This is a genomic window from Polyangiaceae bacterium (genome assembly GCA_020633205.1).
Lineage (GTDB): Bacteria > Myxococcota_A > Polyangia > Polyangiales > Polyangiaceae > JAHBVY01.
In genome coordinates, this window is sequence record JACKEB010000013.1 from 433,373 (window position 1) to 450,314 (window position 16,942).

Genomic DNA, 16,942 nt, shown 5'->3' on the forward strand with positions numbered 1-16,942 from the left:
GGGGCAGGGTCGATTGAAGGCGCAGGGCCGGTTCAAGCTGCAGCGCCGTCTCGAGCTGCAGCGCCGTCTCAAGCTGCAGCGCCGTCTCAAGCTGCAGCGCCGTCTCAAGCTGCAGCGCCCGTGAGTTCCCAGCCCAGCAGTCGCCGCGCAAACTCCGAGCAGGACCATCAGCGCGCCGAGACGTTCCTCGCGGATCACAAGCTGATTGTGTGTGTGGGGCCTGGGGGCGTCGGCAAGACCAGCGTCGCTGCGACGCTGGCGCTCGAGGCGGCGAGGCGCGGGCGGCGCGCGCTCGTGCTCACCATTGATCCAGCGCGGCGTCTGGCGACCGCGCTTGGGCTCGATGGGTTGGACGATGGTGTGCGCGCCGTGCCGACGGAGGAGCTCTTGCGCTACGGCGCCCGCGTGGAGGGACGGCTGGATGCCGCGATGTTGGAGACGCGCGCATCTTATGACTCGCTCATCGAGCGGCTGAACGGCGCCGGTGAGTCCACCCGCAAGATCCTCGAGAACCGCGTGTATCAGGCGTTCTCTCGCACCTTGGCCCGCAGCCACGCGTACGTCGCCATGGAGCGTCTGTACGACGTCGTGGAGAGTGGGGACTACGACTTGGTGGTGCTCGACACGCCGCCGACTCGCTCGGCCCTGGATATCCTCGACGCCCCGGGGCGACTCGCACGCTTCCTTGACGATGAGGCCGTGCGCTGGTTCCTGAAGCCGCGCTTTGGCGGCGGGGCGTTGTCGCGCTTGATTCCGAGCGGAGGCGCTGCGGCGACGCGCATCTTGGGTATGCTCGCGAGCCGGCAGCTGGTGGAGGAACTGGTGGGCTTCTTCTCGGTGCTCTGGCACCTGAAGGAGGGCTTTCAAGCGCGCGCCGAGGCGGTGCAGAGGATTCTCCGCGCGGATTCGACAGCGTTCTGCCTGGTGTGCTCGCCGTCGCGAACTAGCCTGTGGGACGCAGCATACTTGCGCGACGGCTTGCTGGAGCGTGGTGTGCCGCTCGGCGCGGTGATCTTCAATCGCGCCTACGTCGCGCGAGCCAGCGACCCTGCAGAAAAGGTAGGTTGGGCGCCTCCTCAGGATCCAGCGCAGCGCCTGGGGTCGATTGGCCTTGAGGGGCGGAGAGTCAGCGAGGCGATGTTGGTGTTACTTCATGAGCTAGCCAAGCTGCGCCAAGACACTGCCGCATGGAATCATGTCGCGCAGGCCGCGACGGACCGCTTCACCGAGCGTCTACCGAAGGATTGCCTCAGCGTGCGGTTGCCCGAGCTCAGTGAGGACCCTCGGGATTTGATCGACTTGCTCCAGCTCTCCCGTGCGCTGTTCGATTGGGAGAGTCGTACTTGAAGCGAGCTGGGCTCTGCTCAGCGCTGCTGCTGTGCTTCGCCTCGACGACGTCGGCGGCGCAGGCTGCGACGCCTGAACGTCAGGGCACACCCGCGCGTCCACAGACGGCCCAGCGGTCGCCGGCCCAGCCTGCGTCGCAGGAGAGCAACGACGAGGAACTCGAAGCCGATCCGTTGGCGACGGGGCTCGCGATCTTCCCCGGTGCGATCGTCCACGGCACGGGGCACTTCGTCGCCGGGCGAAGCGAAACCGGGCGCCGCTTGCTGCTCACGGAGGGGATTGGGCTGGGGCTCGTGCTCCTCGGTGGTGGCACCCTGGCGCTGACGGGAGCGGCGCGCGACTGGGTAGGGCCAGCGGCCGCGGTGACGATCGGCGGCGCCGGCTTGGTCGGCCTGTCTTTCCTCGCGGATGTATGGGGCGTGGCGATGCCGGACTCTTGGCGCAGCAATGGCGGCGGCAAGGCCTACTCCACGAGTCGCATTGGTGTGAGCCACGTCTCGGACCCACAGTTCGCGTACGAGCGGTTCCTGACCGCCGGCTTCGAACAATGGCTCGGGCCGGTGCGCATCGCGCCGAGCGGCTACTTCGGGCTCGACTCGCAGAATGAGCGGCTTCGCCTCGCGCTTGCCCCGCGCGTGCTCGGGGCGACGCCCGGTCGTCCCGCGAGGGACGGGAGCTTCGTCGACGTCGAGGTCGCGCTCACTCGCCACGACTTCCCATCCGAAGGCTTCTTGAACACGACCTTCGAGACTTCGGTGCTTGGGAGAATGGACTTGCAACACTTTGCGCCCGACCTGCGAGGCAGCTTCGCTGAGATGGGTGTTGGCTGGGGCATCACGCGTACCGCCTATGACATCCGCGGACTGAACGGCGCGACGATCGAGCCCGACTACACGGAGCTCTTGCTCTTCCAGCTGGGCTTCGGCGCCTATTTTCGTGGCGATCGTGGCGAGTGGCGCGCCTACTACGACCACCGTCACGACGACTACGCCGCGGGGCTCCTGCTCCACGGCCTCGGCAGTGGCGTGGCGGGTCACTTCGGGCTCGACGTCGACTACTACTTCAAGAGCCGCCTGCTCGAGGACCGCCTCGGCGTCGGCTTCAACGCCGAGGTCGGCTCGGCCTACATCCTTGGGCTGTCACTGCTTTACCGGGAGGAAATGTGATGGGCTGGCAACGTACGGCTTTGGCTCTGGGGCTTCTCGGCCTGGCGGCGCAAGCGGCGTGTAGCACGCGCCCCGCGGAGGAACGCGCGGAGCGCGATCAAGAAGTGGGTCACGCCGAAGCTCGTGGCCTGCGGGTCGATGTGGATGACGGGCTAGCGGTGATTCTAGGCATTGGCGAAGAGGCGGGCGAAGGCACGCTCAGCCTGTGGAACAGTGCGCCGGTCCAGCGCTTCACGCTCAACCGCAGTGAGAGCGCGCCGACCAGCTGGCGCGTGACGTTTTCCAACGTGATGCGCGAGTCGCAGCTGAAGGTGGTGGAAGGCGAGGCGACGCTGACGCAGCTTCCAGGCACGCATGCCACGCAGCAGGTCTACCAGCTGACCCTGACGACTCCCGAGGTGCGGTTCGAGCTGATGGCTCCAGAGGCTCGCCAGCGCGGCCCATTCAGCTTTGCACTACTCAGCGACGTTCAAGAGGCGATCGACCGAGTGCAAGACATCTTCGGGCGCATCAACCAAGAGCCCGTCTCCTTCATGCTCGGTGCCGGTGACCTAACCAACCAGGGCAGCGACGAGCAGCTGAGCCGCTACAAGCGAGAGCTGCAGAAGCTCGAGGTGCCTTACTACACGACGCTCGGTAATCACGAGCTCGGGCAGTCTCCTACGCTCTGGCACGACTACTTTGGCCGTGCGAGCTTCCATTTCGATTTCCGCGGGGCAGCGTTCAGTCTGATCGATAGCGGTAGCGCCACGGTGGACCCACTGGTGTATGACCAACTTGGCGGTTGGCTTTCGGAGCATACTTCGGACGTCCACATCGTCGCGATGCACATCCCACCGCTCGATCCGACCGGGGTGCGCAATGGCGCCTTCAGTAGCCGCAACGAGGCAGCGAAGCTCCTAGGACGACTCGCACGCGGTCACGTAGACCTGACGCTCTACGGGCACATTCACTCCTACTACGACTTCGAGAACGGCGGGATCCCGGCGTACATTTCAGGTGGGGGTGGTGCGATCCCCGAGCGCTTCGATCAAATCGGCCGTCACTTTCTGGTGATCGACGTCGACCCCGACTCGGGGATCCGCAAGGTGCGAACCGTGCGCGTCGACTAGCTAAGCCGCCTGCGGCGTCTCAAGCCCGCGCCGAGGAGTAACCCAAGTCCGAGCAGGAGCCCACCGCGGCTCCCATTACCTCCCGGAACCGAGCAGCCGCAACCCGAGTCGTCGCTCGAACCGCCACCCGCGTTGCTCGTTGCTCCGGATCCTCCGCTGCTCGCAGCGCCACTTCCGCCGTTGGTGGCCCCGGCGCTACTGCCGCCGGTGCCGGTGCCCCCGGTGTTGCTGCTGCCACCATTCCCGCTGCCCCCGTTCCCGCCGCTTGCGGCGCCCGCGCTTCCGCCGCTCCCGCCAGTTCCGCCGCCGGTCGAGCCCCCTTGCTTGAAGCCGTCGCCAACGGTCCAGCCGGGGTTGCCGCTCGCGTCGTAGACGTAGGCGCCAACATCGACGGACGACGCCGAGCGCGCCGTCCCGTTGAAGTCGTCGGGCAGGGTGTGAGCGGAGTCGCCGGAGCCGACGAGCTTCGAGCCGCTGGCGGGGAAGACGTCGTTGTTCGCGAAGTCAGCGAAGTCCGTTGCGCGCGCGCCGCTGCCGTCGAAGCCCGAGCTGCCCGCGAAGGTGCCGGTGCCGACGTTGCCGCTGACCGTCGCTTGTCCGGTGTCTCCGCCCAAGCGGATGGCGTTGCCGCCGCTCGAGTACAGCGCATTGTTGGCGATCAGCACCGGCGCGGCGATGTCGTTCGTTCGGATGGCATCGTTGTCCACGAGGATCGTGTTGTGGAGAATGGTTAGGTTCCCCGGGGTAGCGCCCTGGTGGACCTGATTGTGGATGCCGTTCGCGGCTGCTCCTAGAATCAGATTGTTGATGATGACCGCGTCGGCCGCCGCTTGGATCCCGTGATCTCCACAGTTCCACATCGCGTTGCCCTCGATGGTGTTCACCGCGTTGCCTTGGGTGCCATAGACGATGATGCAGGGGTAGCCGGTGTCGCGGATCACGTTGTCTTTGATCAGGTTGCCATAGCTCCCTTGCTTGACCTCGATGCCGTCACCCTGGGAGACGCCGTCCTTGGTGTCGTGGATGTAGTTGCCTTCGATCACGCTGTTGAACATCACGCAGCCGGCGTCGTTGCAGCCAAGGTAGAAGCCCTCTCCAGTGCCTCCGGTGTCGTGAATGTGGTTGTGAATGAAGCGCAGACCTTCGTAGGTCGAGCCTGGGAGGTTCGCGCTGATGGCGACATCCCCCGTGTCATGTACGTGGCAATCCTCGATGGTGATGAAATCTGAGTCGTCGATGCGGATGCCATGACTACCACCGCTGATCTCCAAGCCCTGGAGCGTCACGTAGCTGGAGTTCTCGATGTTGACTACGTTCTGCGCCGCATCACGCGTGATGATCGGCGTCTCCCCGTCTTTGGCGCGAATCACGATGGGCATCGCCGCAGTGCCGTTCAGGGTAATTCCCAGGCGGAAATTGAGGGTGTAGGTGCCACCTTGAAGCACGAGCTCATCGCCGGGTGCGAGCGCCTTGATGGCGGCGTCCAGGTCATCGCTCGGACCGATTTCAGTCGTGGCTGCGGAAGCGACTCCAGGCGCCAAGCTGAGCGCGAGCCCGGCAGCGCCCAGGGCTAGCGCGAGGCGCGAGGTCAGAGGACGAACGGAAGCGGTGCGCCGACCTGGGGCGCTCGAGCTGGTTTCCCACATGGGGATGACTATAGCGAGACACGGAGAGCTGCGGGTGGCGTGGTTTGCAGCCACCCGTTACTTGCTCTCCACATATTCCCTGACTTGGTGGTATAGCTTTTGGATCGTGGACCTGGACCGCTACCTAGAAGCGCTGCCGTATGGGATCGACTCCTTCGAGGGCGCCCAGGTGAAGGCGTCCATGTTGCGTACGGCCCTCGCCGTTCACACTCCAGATACGGCGTCACTGCCACCGCGTCTGGCTGCGCTGGTTCGCGAGCCGCCGCCCCCAAACACGTGGGTGACCGAGGTCGAGTATCAGTGCGTGCTCTTGGCAACCGGTGACGAACTCGGCTTCTCGGACAGCGCCTATGCGGACCACACCTACCGCGTGGCGAAGACGCTCTACGCCTCGCCCATGTACGCTAGCCTGATGCGCGTCGCGGGCCCCGCACTGATCCTCAAGGGGGCGTCGCTTCGCTGGAGCAATTTCCGCAGGGGAACCAAGCTGGATGCGCGCACCATCAAGGCCACCTCGAGCGTGCGCATGACGTTTCCGCACGGGCTATTTCTGACGCGCAACCTGATTGGCTTCACGGGCGTCTTCCGCGCTACCATCGAGGCCGCCGGTGTGCACGGTGACGTCGAGCTCGTGCGCGAAGAGCCTGGCGTCGCCATCTACGACGCCCACTGGTAGTCAGCCCTGCTTGCGCTCGAGGGGCGGTGGATGCTGGCTCAAGTGCGCCTCCACAGCGCCCCGACACAAGTCGCCGCGCCAGCCGTCGAGCTCCGCGAGCGCTGCGTCGACCCCTCCTTCGAGCAACGCATGGCGTAGGCGACGCAACACCCGTGTTGGCAGCGCGAGCTCGGGGGCAGCCGCGAGCTTCGCGCACACCTCTGCGCGCAACGTCGCGAAGTAGGCATCGAGTCGGATCTCTTCAAAGGTGGCGTAGGGCGGAGGATCGATCGGAATGAAGTCACCATCCCGAGCGCTGTTCACTGCCTTCACCACGAGCGCGGCCACCTGATCTCCGTAGCGGCGACCCCAGCCTTGAGGGACGCCTTTGATGCGTACGACGTCTTGCCCTTCCTCGGGGAGACGACTTGCGATCGCAAGCAAGGTCTTGGGAGCAGGCGCTTGAGCGCGCTTGTGAGAAGGCAGGCCGTTGTACCAATCCATCAGCGCGCGAAGCGCAGCCTGGTTGGGCGGTTCCAGTTGCCAGGCGTTGCGGAACGAGTCCAAGTTGAGCTCCGGCGGCGGATCCTCGCTCGGTACCAGCGCGTCTCTGCTCGCGTCGAGCACGCACTGCTCGCGACCCTTGGAGCGCAGGCGCGCACCAAGTTCATCCCGCAGTTCCGGTAGGTGTTCAATGTCGCCGGCTGCGTAGGCGAGCTGACTTTGCGGCAGCGGACGGCGTTTCCAGTCGTCCGCCTGATGGGCTTTGCCAGCGCGAAGTCCCAGCACCTTGAACTGCAGGTAGGCGAGGGACACCGACGGCTCGGGGCCGAGCAGCCCCCAGGCGATCTGCGTGTCAAAGATCGGAGGCGGTTGCTTCAGCTTCAGGCGCTCGATGAGCAGAAGCACGTCCTGCTGTCCGGCGTGGAGAACCCACTCCGTGTCTTCAGCTTGAAGCACAGGAGCCAGTGGGGAGAGATCGTGGACGCGCAAGGTGTCCACCAGATAGATGGTCTCGCCTCGGGAAATCTGCAGCAGACAGAGCGTGCGATGTTCGCGCGTCGACTCGAACTCCGTGTCGATGAAGAGTTGCCGCGCTCCAGTGAGCTCTTTGGCCGTACGGGCGAGGGCAGGGGGGGAGTCGACTAAGCGCATGCGTCGGTCGTAACAGAAAGCACGTCCGCGGACACTCAAGGTTCGCGTCAAAGGGCCGATCCCTCCGCTGATGAGCTCTTTTCGACGCGGGCCTTGCGGTTATTGTCGGCAGGCGATCTTGCCCTTGAGAACGGGCGCGATTTTGCTGCTTCTGGGGTTCTTGGGGGCGTGTGGTGATGTGACGGATGGGTCCGTCGCCAGCACATCCAGGGAGACGCCAGAGAGCTGGGAGGCGCACCTGGAGCGCTCGGATCTGGGCCTTCAAGCGACCGAGCTGCCGGGGGGTGGCCGTGCGGTTGACCTCAGGGGTGGCTATCAGCACGCCCAGGTCGTTACCCTCCAAAGCGGAGCTCCCGAGCTAGTGTGTGCCAATCGCGTACCTGCTGTGGTCGCCGTTCTAAACCACACGGAAACAGAGGTCGGGCAGTGAGGCGCCTCGGCTTCGCGCCGGTCTTGGTCGCCGGGTTGTGCGCTGCGACGCCAGCGCTCGCTGCAGATTTCGAGATCCGCGTGAAGGATGGCGCTGGTACGGGATTCAATGACGGGACGCCCGTCAGCCCAGTGGGCGGAAACGCGGGCACCACGCTGGGTGAGCAACGGCGCATCGCGTTCGAATATGCGGCGCGCGTCTGGGGTGAGCTCCTCGAGAGCGACGTCACGATCGTCGTCGATGCTCAGTTCAGTGCGCTCACCTGTTCTTCCACCAGCGCCGTCCTCGGCTCAGCGGGCACGAACTTCGTGTTTCAAGATTTTCCAGGCGCGCAAGCTGCGGGCACTTGGTACCACTCCGCGCTGGCGGATAGCTTGGCGGGAGTCGACTTGGCGCCCGGGCTGGCGGACATCAGCGCCCAGTTCAACGGCGACCTGGACAACTCGACCTGCCTCGGAAGCATGGGTTGGTACTATGGCCTCGACGGCCAGGCGGGCAGTGACATCGATCTCGTCCAGGTGCTGCTGCACGAGTTGGGCCACGGACTCGGGTTTTCGAACTTCGTGAACGAGGAGACGGGCAAGCTCCTTCTCGGCAAGCCCGATGTGTACTCGAACCTCACCCTGGATACGCTCGAGGAGCGTTCTTGGTCCGAGCTGAGCGACGCCGAACGCGTCGTTTCCGCGAAGAATAGCCGTCGGGTGGTCTGGTCGGGGGAGAGGGTGACCCAGGCAGCTCCGGACGTGTTGTCTTCAGGTGTCGCCCTGCTGCGTACCACCGCGGAAGATGCAGAGGCCTGGTATCCGGTCGCTGTCGCCAGCTTTGGGGCGCCGCTCAGCAACCAGCCGATCGGCGGTATCGTTCGGACACCCGCGGGAACCGACCTCGGATGCAGCGGCGCGCTGCCTGGGGCGCAACAAGGCGTGGTGTTGTTCCTCGACCTCGGAAGTTGCGGTGCAGACGTGCAAGCAAAGGCGGCGGAGGACGCCGGAGCTGCGGCGCTCGTGCTCGGCATGACGACATCCGGTTCACCGGTGAAGCCGCTGAACGGTTTTCAGAACGTCAGTATTCCGGTGGTGTCCCTGAGCCGGGCGGACGCCGTGCGCTTGAGAGCGGCGGCCGGCAATGGCTTGATCGCGGATATCCGCGAGGATTTAAACGTGCTGGTCGGCGCGGACCCTGAGGGACGGGTTCAGCTCAACGCTCCCGACCCCGTGAAGCTTGGCTCCTCGATTTCTCACTGGGATCCGGTTGCGTCGCCCAATCTGCTGATGGAGCCTTATGCAACGAAGGGGCTCGCGCACGGCGTCGACCTGTCGCTCCCGTTGATGCAAGACATCGGTTGGTCTGTGTCCGCCAGCTCCAGCGGTGGTGCTGTTGGAGCGGCGGGGGCGGCGGGCGCTGAAACCGGCGGGAGTGCCGGGGTCGGTGCTGGGGGTGTTGGTACAGCTGGCAGCGGCGGAGCGGCCGGCAGCGGCGGAGCGACTGGAGGTAGTCCCCAAAGCGGCCGCGGTGGAGCGGCGGGAACGTCCGGTAGCGGCGGAGCGACTGGTGGTGCAACCGGCGGGGCTGCGGGCGGTGCTGGGACGGGCGGTACCAATTTGCCGGGTGGAAATGGGGGGCAGGGCTCCTCGCCGACCATCGATCCGGGTACGTTGCCTCCGCCCCCGGGATCGACCGGAGGGGCGGCCGGCTCGACAGAGCCGGGCAGCGGTGGCGCGCTGGGTACGGCCGGAGCTGCTGGAGCCTACCCAGAGCCCGAGGTTCGGGTGATTGTGCTGGCTCCGCAGATCGATTGTGGTTGCCGGGCGGCTGGCGCCGGAGCCCAATCTTCCGCGGGGGGCTGGTTGGCGCTCGCTGGTGCCGTGGGCTTGGCGGCGACACGGCGTCGCCGCCGCCAGCGCCCGATCACGCCCTAGTTGCCTTGCCGCAGACCACGGCGTAGGGGCAGCGCGCCTCTCCCCCAAAAGAAAAGTCTTGCAGTCCGCTCACTGCGTCGCTGGTTACGCGCGGATACGTCCAGTTCGCGGAAACTTCCACAGAATCGGGGTTTGTTCGAGCCAGGGACGGCCAGAACTCTGACCGATGGGCTCACGGTTTGTGCGCTGCGTCGTAGGACTGGAGCGGGTCACCTGTTCGAACCCCGGTGATTGGGGTCTGCAGGCTTGACTCCAGGGCCGGCTTGGGTGAGCGAAGGGCCCGTGGCTGCGAGCTATTTCGATGTCGATGGCACTCTGGTGCGTACGAACCTGGTGCACCCGACCCTGTTCTATTTGTTGAACCAGGGCACCCCCGTTCAGACGGCGATGCGCGTTGGGCGCACTCTGCTCGGCGCGCCGCGTATGGCGATCGCTGAAATGCTGGATCGGCGCACCTTCAACGAGCTGTTGTTCAGTTCCTTTCAGGGCATGAGCGAAGACCGCCTCTTGATCTTGGCAGACGAGGCGTTCGACACCGTGCTGAAGCAGGCCCTCTACCCGGGCGCCAAAGACCTGGTGAAGCGCAGCCTGGACGTCGGCCGAGACGTGGTCCTGATTAGCGGCGCATTGGATTTCCTCCTGGAAAGACTGCGCGCGCATCTAGGGGCGACCGACGTCATCGCGAACCGCCTGGAAATCAAAGACGGCATCGCGACGGGCAAGCTCCTCAAGCCAGTCGTCGCTGGGCCGGAGAAGGCCCGGTTGATTCGCGAACACGCGCGCGCGAAGGGGCATGACTTGGACGAGTGCTATGCCTACAGCGATAGTTACTCCGACGTGCCGATGTTGAGCGTCGTGGGTCACCCCGCCGCCGTAAACCCTGACGCGCGCCTGCGCCTCCTCGCGAAGGCCTACAGCTGGCCCAGCTTCGAACTCGCCCGACCTTAGCCTCACGCGCGCCTCGAGCGCGCGCCCCAGGGGCCACGAACAACGAGCAACCGCGCCCGAGTTGGCGCGCACCCAATCAATGATTCGGAAAAAGCTATGAACCATCCCTGTGTGGTGACTTTGGAGCGCGACAGCGCTCCCCGCGTACTGTTTGCTGGTGACTCGCTGGTCGAAGTGGACCTGCCCGCGGGTACTCGGGTGATTTACCCGAAGCCGCCCATGGAGGGGCTGCGCGACGTCGACGCCGCCATTCGCTACGCGATCAACCACCCAGAGAACAGCGAGCCGCTCTACGCGAAGCTGCGTCCCGGGATGAAGGTCACGATCGCGATCGACGACATCTCCCTGCCGCTGCCGCCGATGCGCCGCCCCGACGTGCGCGAGCGCATCTTGACCATCGTGCTCGATATGCTCGCCGACCACGGCGTCGACGATATCGAGATGATCATCGCTACGGCGGTGCATCGCCGCATGAAGGGTCATGAAATCCGCCACTGTGTCGGAGACAAGATCTTCGATGCGTACTGGCCGGATCGCCTCTACAACCACGACGCTGAGGACCAGGAAAACATGGTCGAGATCGGCACCACCGAGCTCGGTGAGGTGGTGGAGCTGAACCGTCGCGCCGTCGAGAGCGACCTCGTCATCTACGTCAACGTGAACTTCGTGCCGATGGACGGTGGGCACAAGTCGGTGGCGGTTGGCCTGTGCGGCTACAAGAGCCTGCGCGCGCACCACAATCCTTTTACCATGCGGGATTGTCACTCCTATATGGACCCGGCCACCTCGGCGCTGGCGAGCAGCGTGGAGCGCATGGGACGCATCGCGAACGAACACCTGAACGTGTTCACCATCGAGACGGCCCTCAACAACCGCATGTTCGACAAAAACCTCGACTTTCTCGCGAAGAACGAGGACGAGCTAACGGGCAAAGAGCGCATGCTGCAGAAGGGGCTGATCGCAACGCTCAAGCGTCTACCTCAGCCGGCTCGCCAGGCGATCTTCGACAAGTTCCCGGCGCCTTACGGCGTGATCAGCGTCGTCGCTGGGGAGACCGAGGCGGTGCACAAGAAGACGCTGGAGAAGAACTTCGCGCAGTACTGCGTGCCGTTCCAGGGTCAGGTCGACGTGCTGGTGAGCGGTGTGCCGTTCATCAGCCCGTACAACGTCCACGCCTTCCTCAACCCACTGCTCGTGCAGGTGATGGCACAAGGCTATCTGTTCAACCTGTACCGCAACGCGCCGCTAGTGAAGAAGGGCGGCACGCTGATCATCACTCATCCGTGTACGGACAAATTCGATCACGAGCAGCATGCTCCGTACATCGACTTCGTGCACCGTTTACTCCCGGAAACACGCGACGCGGTCGAGCTACACAAGCGCTATGAGCACAAGTTCGCGCAGGACCCCGCGTTCATCCAGATGTACCGCACGGGACACGCCTACCACCCGGTGCACCCCTTCTATATGTGGTACTGGGGCGAAGCCGGGCGCCAGCACCTGGGGCGCGTGATCGTCGTTGGCGCAGACAACGAGTACATCCCGCAGATCTTGGGCTACGAGACGGCGCCAACCATGGACGAGGCGCTGTACCGCGCCCGAGGCGGTGAGCTTCGGAGCCTGGACATCGCGTGCTTGCATGTCGCGCCGATGCTGATGGCTGACGTGCAGCTGCCGGGTAGTGGGGCACGCGGCGGATGAGCGGCAAGAATGGTGTTCACGGGCCCGGTAACGGGATCTCCACGCTGGACCACGCCCTTGAGGGGACTGCCCTCGCAGCGCCGAGCAGCGCGGAATCAACACCCAGCGCGCACCTAGCGCCCGCAGCGTCTCCCAAAGGGCCGCTCAAAATCCGCGAGCAGATCCGCGGCCGGCGCTTCGTAGTCGTCGGCGGCACGGGTTTCCTTGGCAAGGTGTGGTGGGCGATGTTGCTCCACCATTTTCCGGAGCTCGAACGCATCTACCTCGTGGTGCGCGAGCGCAAGCACCAGACAGCCCAGGAACGTTTCGACGCGGAAATCATCACATCGGAGGTGATGACTCCGCTCCGCGAGCGCTACGGCGACGGCTATGAAGCCTTCATGCGCGACAAGATCGTGCCCATCCCCGGTGACGTCGCGTTTCCGTTCTGCGGCCTGCCTGCGCCACTACGTGATGAGCTGCGAGGTAGCGTCGATGTCGTGATCAACGCCGCCGGCGTCGTCGACTTCGATCCGCCGCTGGACCAGGCCCTCGACGTGAACGCGTTCGGCGTGCAGAACCTGATCGCGCTGGTCAAGGACCTGCAAGGCGCGAAGCAAACCAAGCTGATGCACACCTCCACCTGCTTCACCGCGGGGGATCGCACCGGCTTCATCGAGGAGCTCGATCCGCGCCTCAAGCCGTTCCCCAAAGCGGGCCAGCTCGAAGAGGCTCACTGGGACCCCGAAGGCGAGATCGCCGAGTGCTTGGATGTCATCGAGCAGGCGCGTCACCGTGCGAACGACAAGTTCCGGCAAAGCCGCTTCCTCGATGAAGCGCGCTTCAACCTGGAGAAGCGCGGTGAGCCCGCGCGCGGTCCGGCGCTGAGTGATGAAATCGAGCGCGTGCGCCGCAAGTTCATCGAGGCGCAGCTGGCAGAGCTCGGCACCGAGCGCGCGAACTTCTGGGGCTGGTCCAACACGTACACCTACACCAAGAGCATCGGCGAACAGATCATCTGCAACTCAGGCGTTGAGTTCACGATCGTGCGCCCCGCGATCATCGAGTCTAGCTGTGAGTTCCCCATCAAGGGGTGGGCAGAAGGTATCAACACTTCGGCTCCGCTGATCTACTCGCTGCGCGAAGGGCAGACGCAGATCCCCGGCTCCGACAACTACCTCGACTTTATCCCCTGCGACATGGTCGCCGGGGCGATGATCCTTTCCCTCGCGGAACTAATCGAGGGCACGGCGCCGCTCGTCTACCAGTACGGGACCAGCGACACGAACCCGTGCACCATGCGCCGCTTCTTCGAGCTCTCGGGGTTGTACAAGCGCAAGTACTACCAAAAAACCGGGCGCGGCGGCCCGCTGCTCTCCTACGTGCAGGCGCACTTCGAAGGGGCGCTGCTCACGGAGAAGCAGTTCAATAGCTACGGCCCGCCAGCGGTGAGCAAGGCGAGCGCGGGCTTGTCCGGCCTGTTGAAGCGGGCTGGCGTTGGGCCCGCTGCGCCAATCCTGAAGCCGCTCGCCAAGGTGGTCGGCTCTTTCGGCAGTCAGCAGGAGAAGGTCGGTAGCGTGCTCGGGCAGTTCATGCCGTTCGTCTGCCGCTACCACTACATCTTCCGCTGCGACAACACTCGCGCCGCTTACGCGCGCCTCTCGGAGGAGGAGCAAGCGCTGGTGTTCTGGGAGCCCGAGAAGATCGACTGGCGTGAGTGGTTCATGGAGGTGCACATGCCCGGCCTCGAGAAGCATGTGTTCCCGCTGATCGATGAGCGGATCAAGAAGGAGCGACCCGCGCCGCGCCGCCACGAGACGCTGACCGAGCTGCTCCTCGAGATGGCGCAGCGCCACGACTTGGCCGTTGCACTCCAGCGCACCGAAGAGCACGGGCTCAGTCGCTTGAGCTTCCGCGAGTGGCGCGACCGCGCGTTCGCCTGTGCGGCGCGCCTCGAAGCGCACGGCTTGCAAAAGGGTGACCGCGTGTTGCTCGCGGGCGCGAACCACCCCGCGTGGTCGATCAGCTTCTTTGGGATCCTCTTGGCGGGCGCCACGGTGGTGCCCCTCGACGCGAATGTGGAAGCGCAGATCGCCGCGAACCTGCAGCGAGCCTCGGGGGCGCGCATCTTTATCTCCGATCTGGAGGTGAAGGACCGCTGCGCCGCTGAGCTCGGGGACAGCGTGGCGTGGCTACGCTACGAGGACGTCGCCGCAGCGGGAGAGCTGCCGATGTGGGCGCATGCGCTGGAGAGCGCGATGGCGCGAGAAGCCAGCGTGGAGCCCGCGGAGCAAGCCGCAGCGGACGCGCGTCGGGTGACGCCAGACGACGTTGCGTGTTTGATCTACACGAGTGGCACGACGGGCTCGCCGAAGGGCGTGATGCTCACGCATCAGAATCTCACGGCCCTGGTCGCGAGCCTCGCTCCGCTATTTCCTCTCGGAAAGCGCGATCGCGTGCTCAGCGTGCTGCCGCTGCATCACACCTTCGAGCTCACCTGCGGCATGCTGCTCCCGCTCAGCCGTGGCTGCCGCATTGTCTACCTCGACGAACTCAACGCCGAGCGCCTGGAGGTTGGCTTGAACGAGGGGCGCATCACCGCGATGGTCGGCGTCCCCGCGCTGTGGGAGATGCTCGAGCGCCGGATGCTCTCCAAGGTCGCAGAGCGCGGCGCCCTGGCGTCCCGTGTGTTCGACGTCGCCGTCGAAGTAAACCGCAGCCTTGGCAAGAGCCTCGGCCTCGACACCGGGCGACTCTTGTTCGGTCCGGTGCACCAAGGCCTCGGCGGGCACCTGCGCTACCTGGTGAGCGGCGGAGCGGCACTGCCGGAGAGCACTCACAAGCTGTTCAGCGGCCTCGGCTTGCACCTGGCCGAGGGCTACGGCCTGACGGAAGCGTCGCCCGTGCTGACGGTCGCTCAGGGCGGACCGAAGGCCAAGGCCGGCCACGTGGGTAAGCCAATTCCCGGTGTGGAAATTCGCATCCACGAACCGAACGCCGAGGGCGTGGGAGAGGTCTTCGCCAAGGGCCCGAACGTGATGCTCGGCTACGCCGACGACGAAGCGGCGACGACCCAGGTGATCGACAGCGACGGCTGGCTTCACACGGGCGATCTGGGCAAGCTCGACCGTCAGGGGCGCCTCACCATCGTCGGGCGCGCCAAGGACACCATCGTCACCTCCAGCGGCGAGAACGTGTACCCCGACGACGTCGAGGCCCGGCTCGGCAAGATCGAACACATCGAGGAGTACGCAATCCTCGGCGTGGATGATCCGCGGGGAGGCGAGCGCATCGCCTGCGTCGCGGTGCCCGAAGAGGACCCAGAGCATGATCGCGCGGCGCGCCACGCACGCGCCAAGCAATCCCTCGAACGAGCTTTGAATGGCCTGCCTTCGGTGATGCGACCCGGGGTCACCACATTGCTCGACGTGGCTTTGCCTCGCACGGCGACTCGCAAGGTCAAGCGTCGGGAGCTACGGCGCCTGCTCGATCGCGTCGCACCGCTCTCCGAGCGTCCGCCGCGGCTAGCAGCGCAAGGCGTGGACGCCTCCGGTCTGGATGCTGCCGCGCGCATGGTTCGCGTTGCGGTTGCCACCATCACCCGGCGCAAGGAGAACGAGCTCCGCACGGATATGAGCCTGCGCGGCGATCTCGGTTTCGATTCCCTGATGCTGCTCGAGCTGTTGGTAGCCCTCGAAGGCCAGTCGGGACGCAGCGTGGACGCTGAGCGGCTCACGAACTGCCACACCATTGGCGATGCGGAGGCGTTGATGCGTGAGCTGCGAAGCGGCCGCACGACGACCGCACTCGACACGCGCATCGAAAAGGAAGCCGACGAGCCGTTGGAGATCCCGGAGCCGATGCGCAAGGCCGCCATGGAGTGGCTCGGCCGCGGCCAGATGGGCTTCTACGACAAGGTCCTCACGACCAAGGTCTACGGTCGCGCCTTCCTGCCTCACAACCGCAACACCTTGGTGGCCGCGAATCATGCGAGCCACCTCGACATGGGTCTCGTGAAGTACGCCCTGGGCGGTTACGGCCAAGACATGGTGTCCCTCGCCGCGCAGGACTACTTCTTCGAGGGCGGAAAGTGGCGCAAGGCCTACTTCGAGAACCTGACGAACTTGGTACCGATGAGCCGCAGCGGCTCCTTGCGTCAGAGCCTGCGCCAAGCGGGAGAGCTGCTCGAGCGAGGGAGCGTGGTGCTGGTGTTTCCCGAGGGAACCCGCAGCGTCGATGGCGCTATCCACGAGTTCAAGCCCGCCGTCGGCCACCTCTCGCTGCAGTACAACACCGACATCTTGCCGGTGTACCTCGGAGGCACGTTCTCGGCGCTACCGAAGGGCGCTCTCGCGCTGCGCAGCCGTAAGGTGCACGTGCGCATCGGGCCGCCGCTCGAGGTCGCCGACTTGCGGCGCCTCACCGAGGGCATGAGCGTCACCGAGGCGTCGCGCACGGTCGCGCGTTTGGCTCAACGCGCGGTGGAAGAGCTAGCCGCCGGGCGCGTGCTCGATCTCAAGCAACTGACGGTCGAGGACGTCACCGGCCAGAAGAAGAAGGAAACGCTGGCCGAGGTGTTCAAGGACCTCGAGTCGCGCTTCCAGGTTGGCAGCATCGAAGAGGCCGTGAGCTACTACTTCTCGCTGGGTGACGGTGAGCGCTGGAGTATGCAAATTTCCCCGCAGAATTGCCGTATTTGGGCGGGTAAGCCTGAGGGCGACGCGGACTGCGTCCTCAAGACGTCACCGGCGATGTTCACGCGCATCGTGCGAGAGGCCTACACCCCGAGCCCCTCGGAGTTCATGGCCGGTACGGTGAAGTCGAACAACATCGGGCTCCTGGTGACCTTCCAAAAGGCCTTCGGCCTGCAGTCAGAAAGCTGAG

Annotated in this window: 11 protein-coding genes; 9 read left to right on the forward strand and 2 right to left on the reverse strand. The window is 65.2% G+C overall.

The annotated features are described in order from the left end of the window. Positions 1–120: 120 nt before the first annotated feature. Genes H6718_18260 through H6718_18270 form a run of 3 tightly spaced genes read left to right on the forward strand, consistent with a single transcriptional unit; the run spans position 121 to position 3,625 of the window. The gene (locus tag H6718_18260; protein ID MCB9587350.1) at positions 121–1,347 is read left to right on the forward strand and encodes an ArsA family ATPase; all 1,227 of its coding nucleotides are present in this window, start codon (positions 121–123) and stop codon (positions 1,345–1,347) included. Beyond that, complete coding sequence (locus H6718_18265; protein MCB9587351.1) at positions 1,344–2,513, forward strand: hypothetical protein; 1,170 nt, start codon at positions 1,344–1,346, stop codon at positions 2,511–2,513. Before H6718_18260 ends, H6718_18265 begins: the two co-directional genes overlap by 4 nt. After that, on the forward strand, positions 2,513–3,625 hold the full coding sequence (locus H6718_18270; GenBank protein ID MCB9587352.1) for a metallophosphoesterase: 1,113 nt from the start codon (positions 2,513–2,515) through the stop codon (positions 3,623–3,625). Before H6718_18265 ends, H6718_18270 begins: the two co-directional genes overlap by 1 nt. Here the strand turns inward: H6718_18270 and H6718_18275 are convergent. Beyond that, positions 3,622–5,271, reverse strand: a complete 1,650-nt coding sequence (locus H6718_18275; GenBank protein MCB9587353.1) for a right-handed parallel beta-helix repeat-containing protein — start codon at positions 5,269–5,271, stop codon at positions 3,622–3,624. The genes H6718_18270 and H6718_18275 overlap by 4 nt on opposite strands. Positions 5,272–5,305: 34 nt before the next feature. On the opposite strand from H6718_18275, the gene H6718_18280 reads away from it, so the two are divergent. Then, the gene (locus H6718_18280; protein MCB9587354.1) at positions 5,306–5,947 is read left to right on the forward strand and encodes a hypothetical protein; all 642 of its coding nucleotides are present in this window, start codon (positions 5,306–5,308) and stop codon (positions 5,945–5,947) included. Here H6718_18280 and H6718_18285 read toward each other — a convergent pair whose 3' ends face one another. Then, on the reverse strand, positions 5,948–7,081 hold the full coding sequence (locus H6718_18285) for a hypothetical protein (GenBank protein MCB9587355.1): 1,134 nt from the start codon (positions 7,079–7,081) through the stop codon (positions 5,948–5,950). It abuts the gene before it with no gap. A 70-nt stretch (positions 7,082–7,151) separates the two neighbouring features. Here H6718_18285 and H6718_18290 point away from each other — a divergent pair, with 70 nt between their 5' ends. The 5 genes from H6718_18290 to H6718_18310 all read left to right on the forward strand — a co-directional run bounded on the left by H6718_18290 (position 7,152) and on the right by H6718_18310 (position 16,941). Continuing rightward, on the forward strand, positions 7,152–7,511 hold the full coding sequence (locus tag H6718_18290) for a hypothetical protein (GenBank protein ID MCB9587356.1): 360 nt from the start codon (positions 7,152–7,154) through the stop codon (positions 7,509–7,511). Beyond that, positions 7,508–9,430, forward strand: a complete 1,923-nt coding sequence (locus H6718_18295; GenBank protein ID MCB9587357.1) for a peptidase — start codon at positions 7,508–7,510, stop codon at positions 9,428–9,430. Before H6718_18290 ends, H6718_18295 begins: the two co-directional genes overlap by 4 nt. A 282-nt stretch (positions 9,431–9,712) precedes the next feature. Further along, positions 9,713–10,378: an HAD-IB family hydrolase gene (locus H6718_18300; protein ID MCB9587358.1), complete on the forward strand. Its 666-nt coding sequence runs from the start codon at positions 9,713–9,715 to the stop codon at positions 10,376–10,378. Positions 10,379–10,474: 96 nt separating this feature from the next. Then, positions 10,475–12,079 (forward strand): DUF2088 domain-containing protein, encoded by a 1,605-nt coding sequence (locus H6718_18305; protein MCB9587359.1) that lies wholly within the window; start codon positions 10,475–10,477, stop codon positions 12,077–12,079. Next, entirely contained in the window at positions 12,076–16,941 is a 4,866-nt protein-coding gene (locus H6718_18310; protein MCB9587360.1) for an AMP-binding protein, read from the forward strand. The genes H6718_18305 and H6718_18310 overlap by 4 nt, the downstream gene beginning before the upstream one ends. Position 16,942 lies beyond the last annotated feature (1 nt).

Excerpts from the sequence above, each read along its gene's own strand:
- H6718_18290 (MCB9587356.1), top strand. The coding sequence starts at position 7,152 with ATGAGCTCTTTTCGACGCGGGCCTTGCGGTTATTGTCGGCAGGCGATC.
- H6718_18305 (MCB9587359.1), top strand. The coding sequence starts at position 10,475 with ATGAACCATCCCTGTGTGGTGACTTTGGAGCGCGACAGCGCTCCCCGC.
- H6718_18275 (MCB9587353.1), bottom strand. The coding sequence starts at position 5,271 with ATGTGGGAAACCAGCTCGAGCGCCCCAGGTCGGCGCACCGCTTCCGTT.
- H6718_18285 (MCB9587355.1), bottom strand. The coding sequence starts at position 7,081 with ATGCGCTTAGTCGACTCCCCCCCTGCCCTCGCCCGTACGGCCAAAGAG.
- H6718_18270 (MCB9587352.1), top strand. The coding sequence starts at position 2,513 with ATGGGCTGGCAACGTACGGCTTTGGCTCTGGGGCTTCTCGGCCTGGCG.
- H6718_18310 (MCB9587360.1), top strand. The coding sequence starts at position 12,076 with ATGAGCGGCAAGAATGGTGTTCACGGGCCCGGTAACGGGATCTCCACG.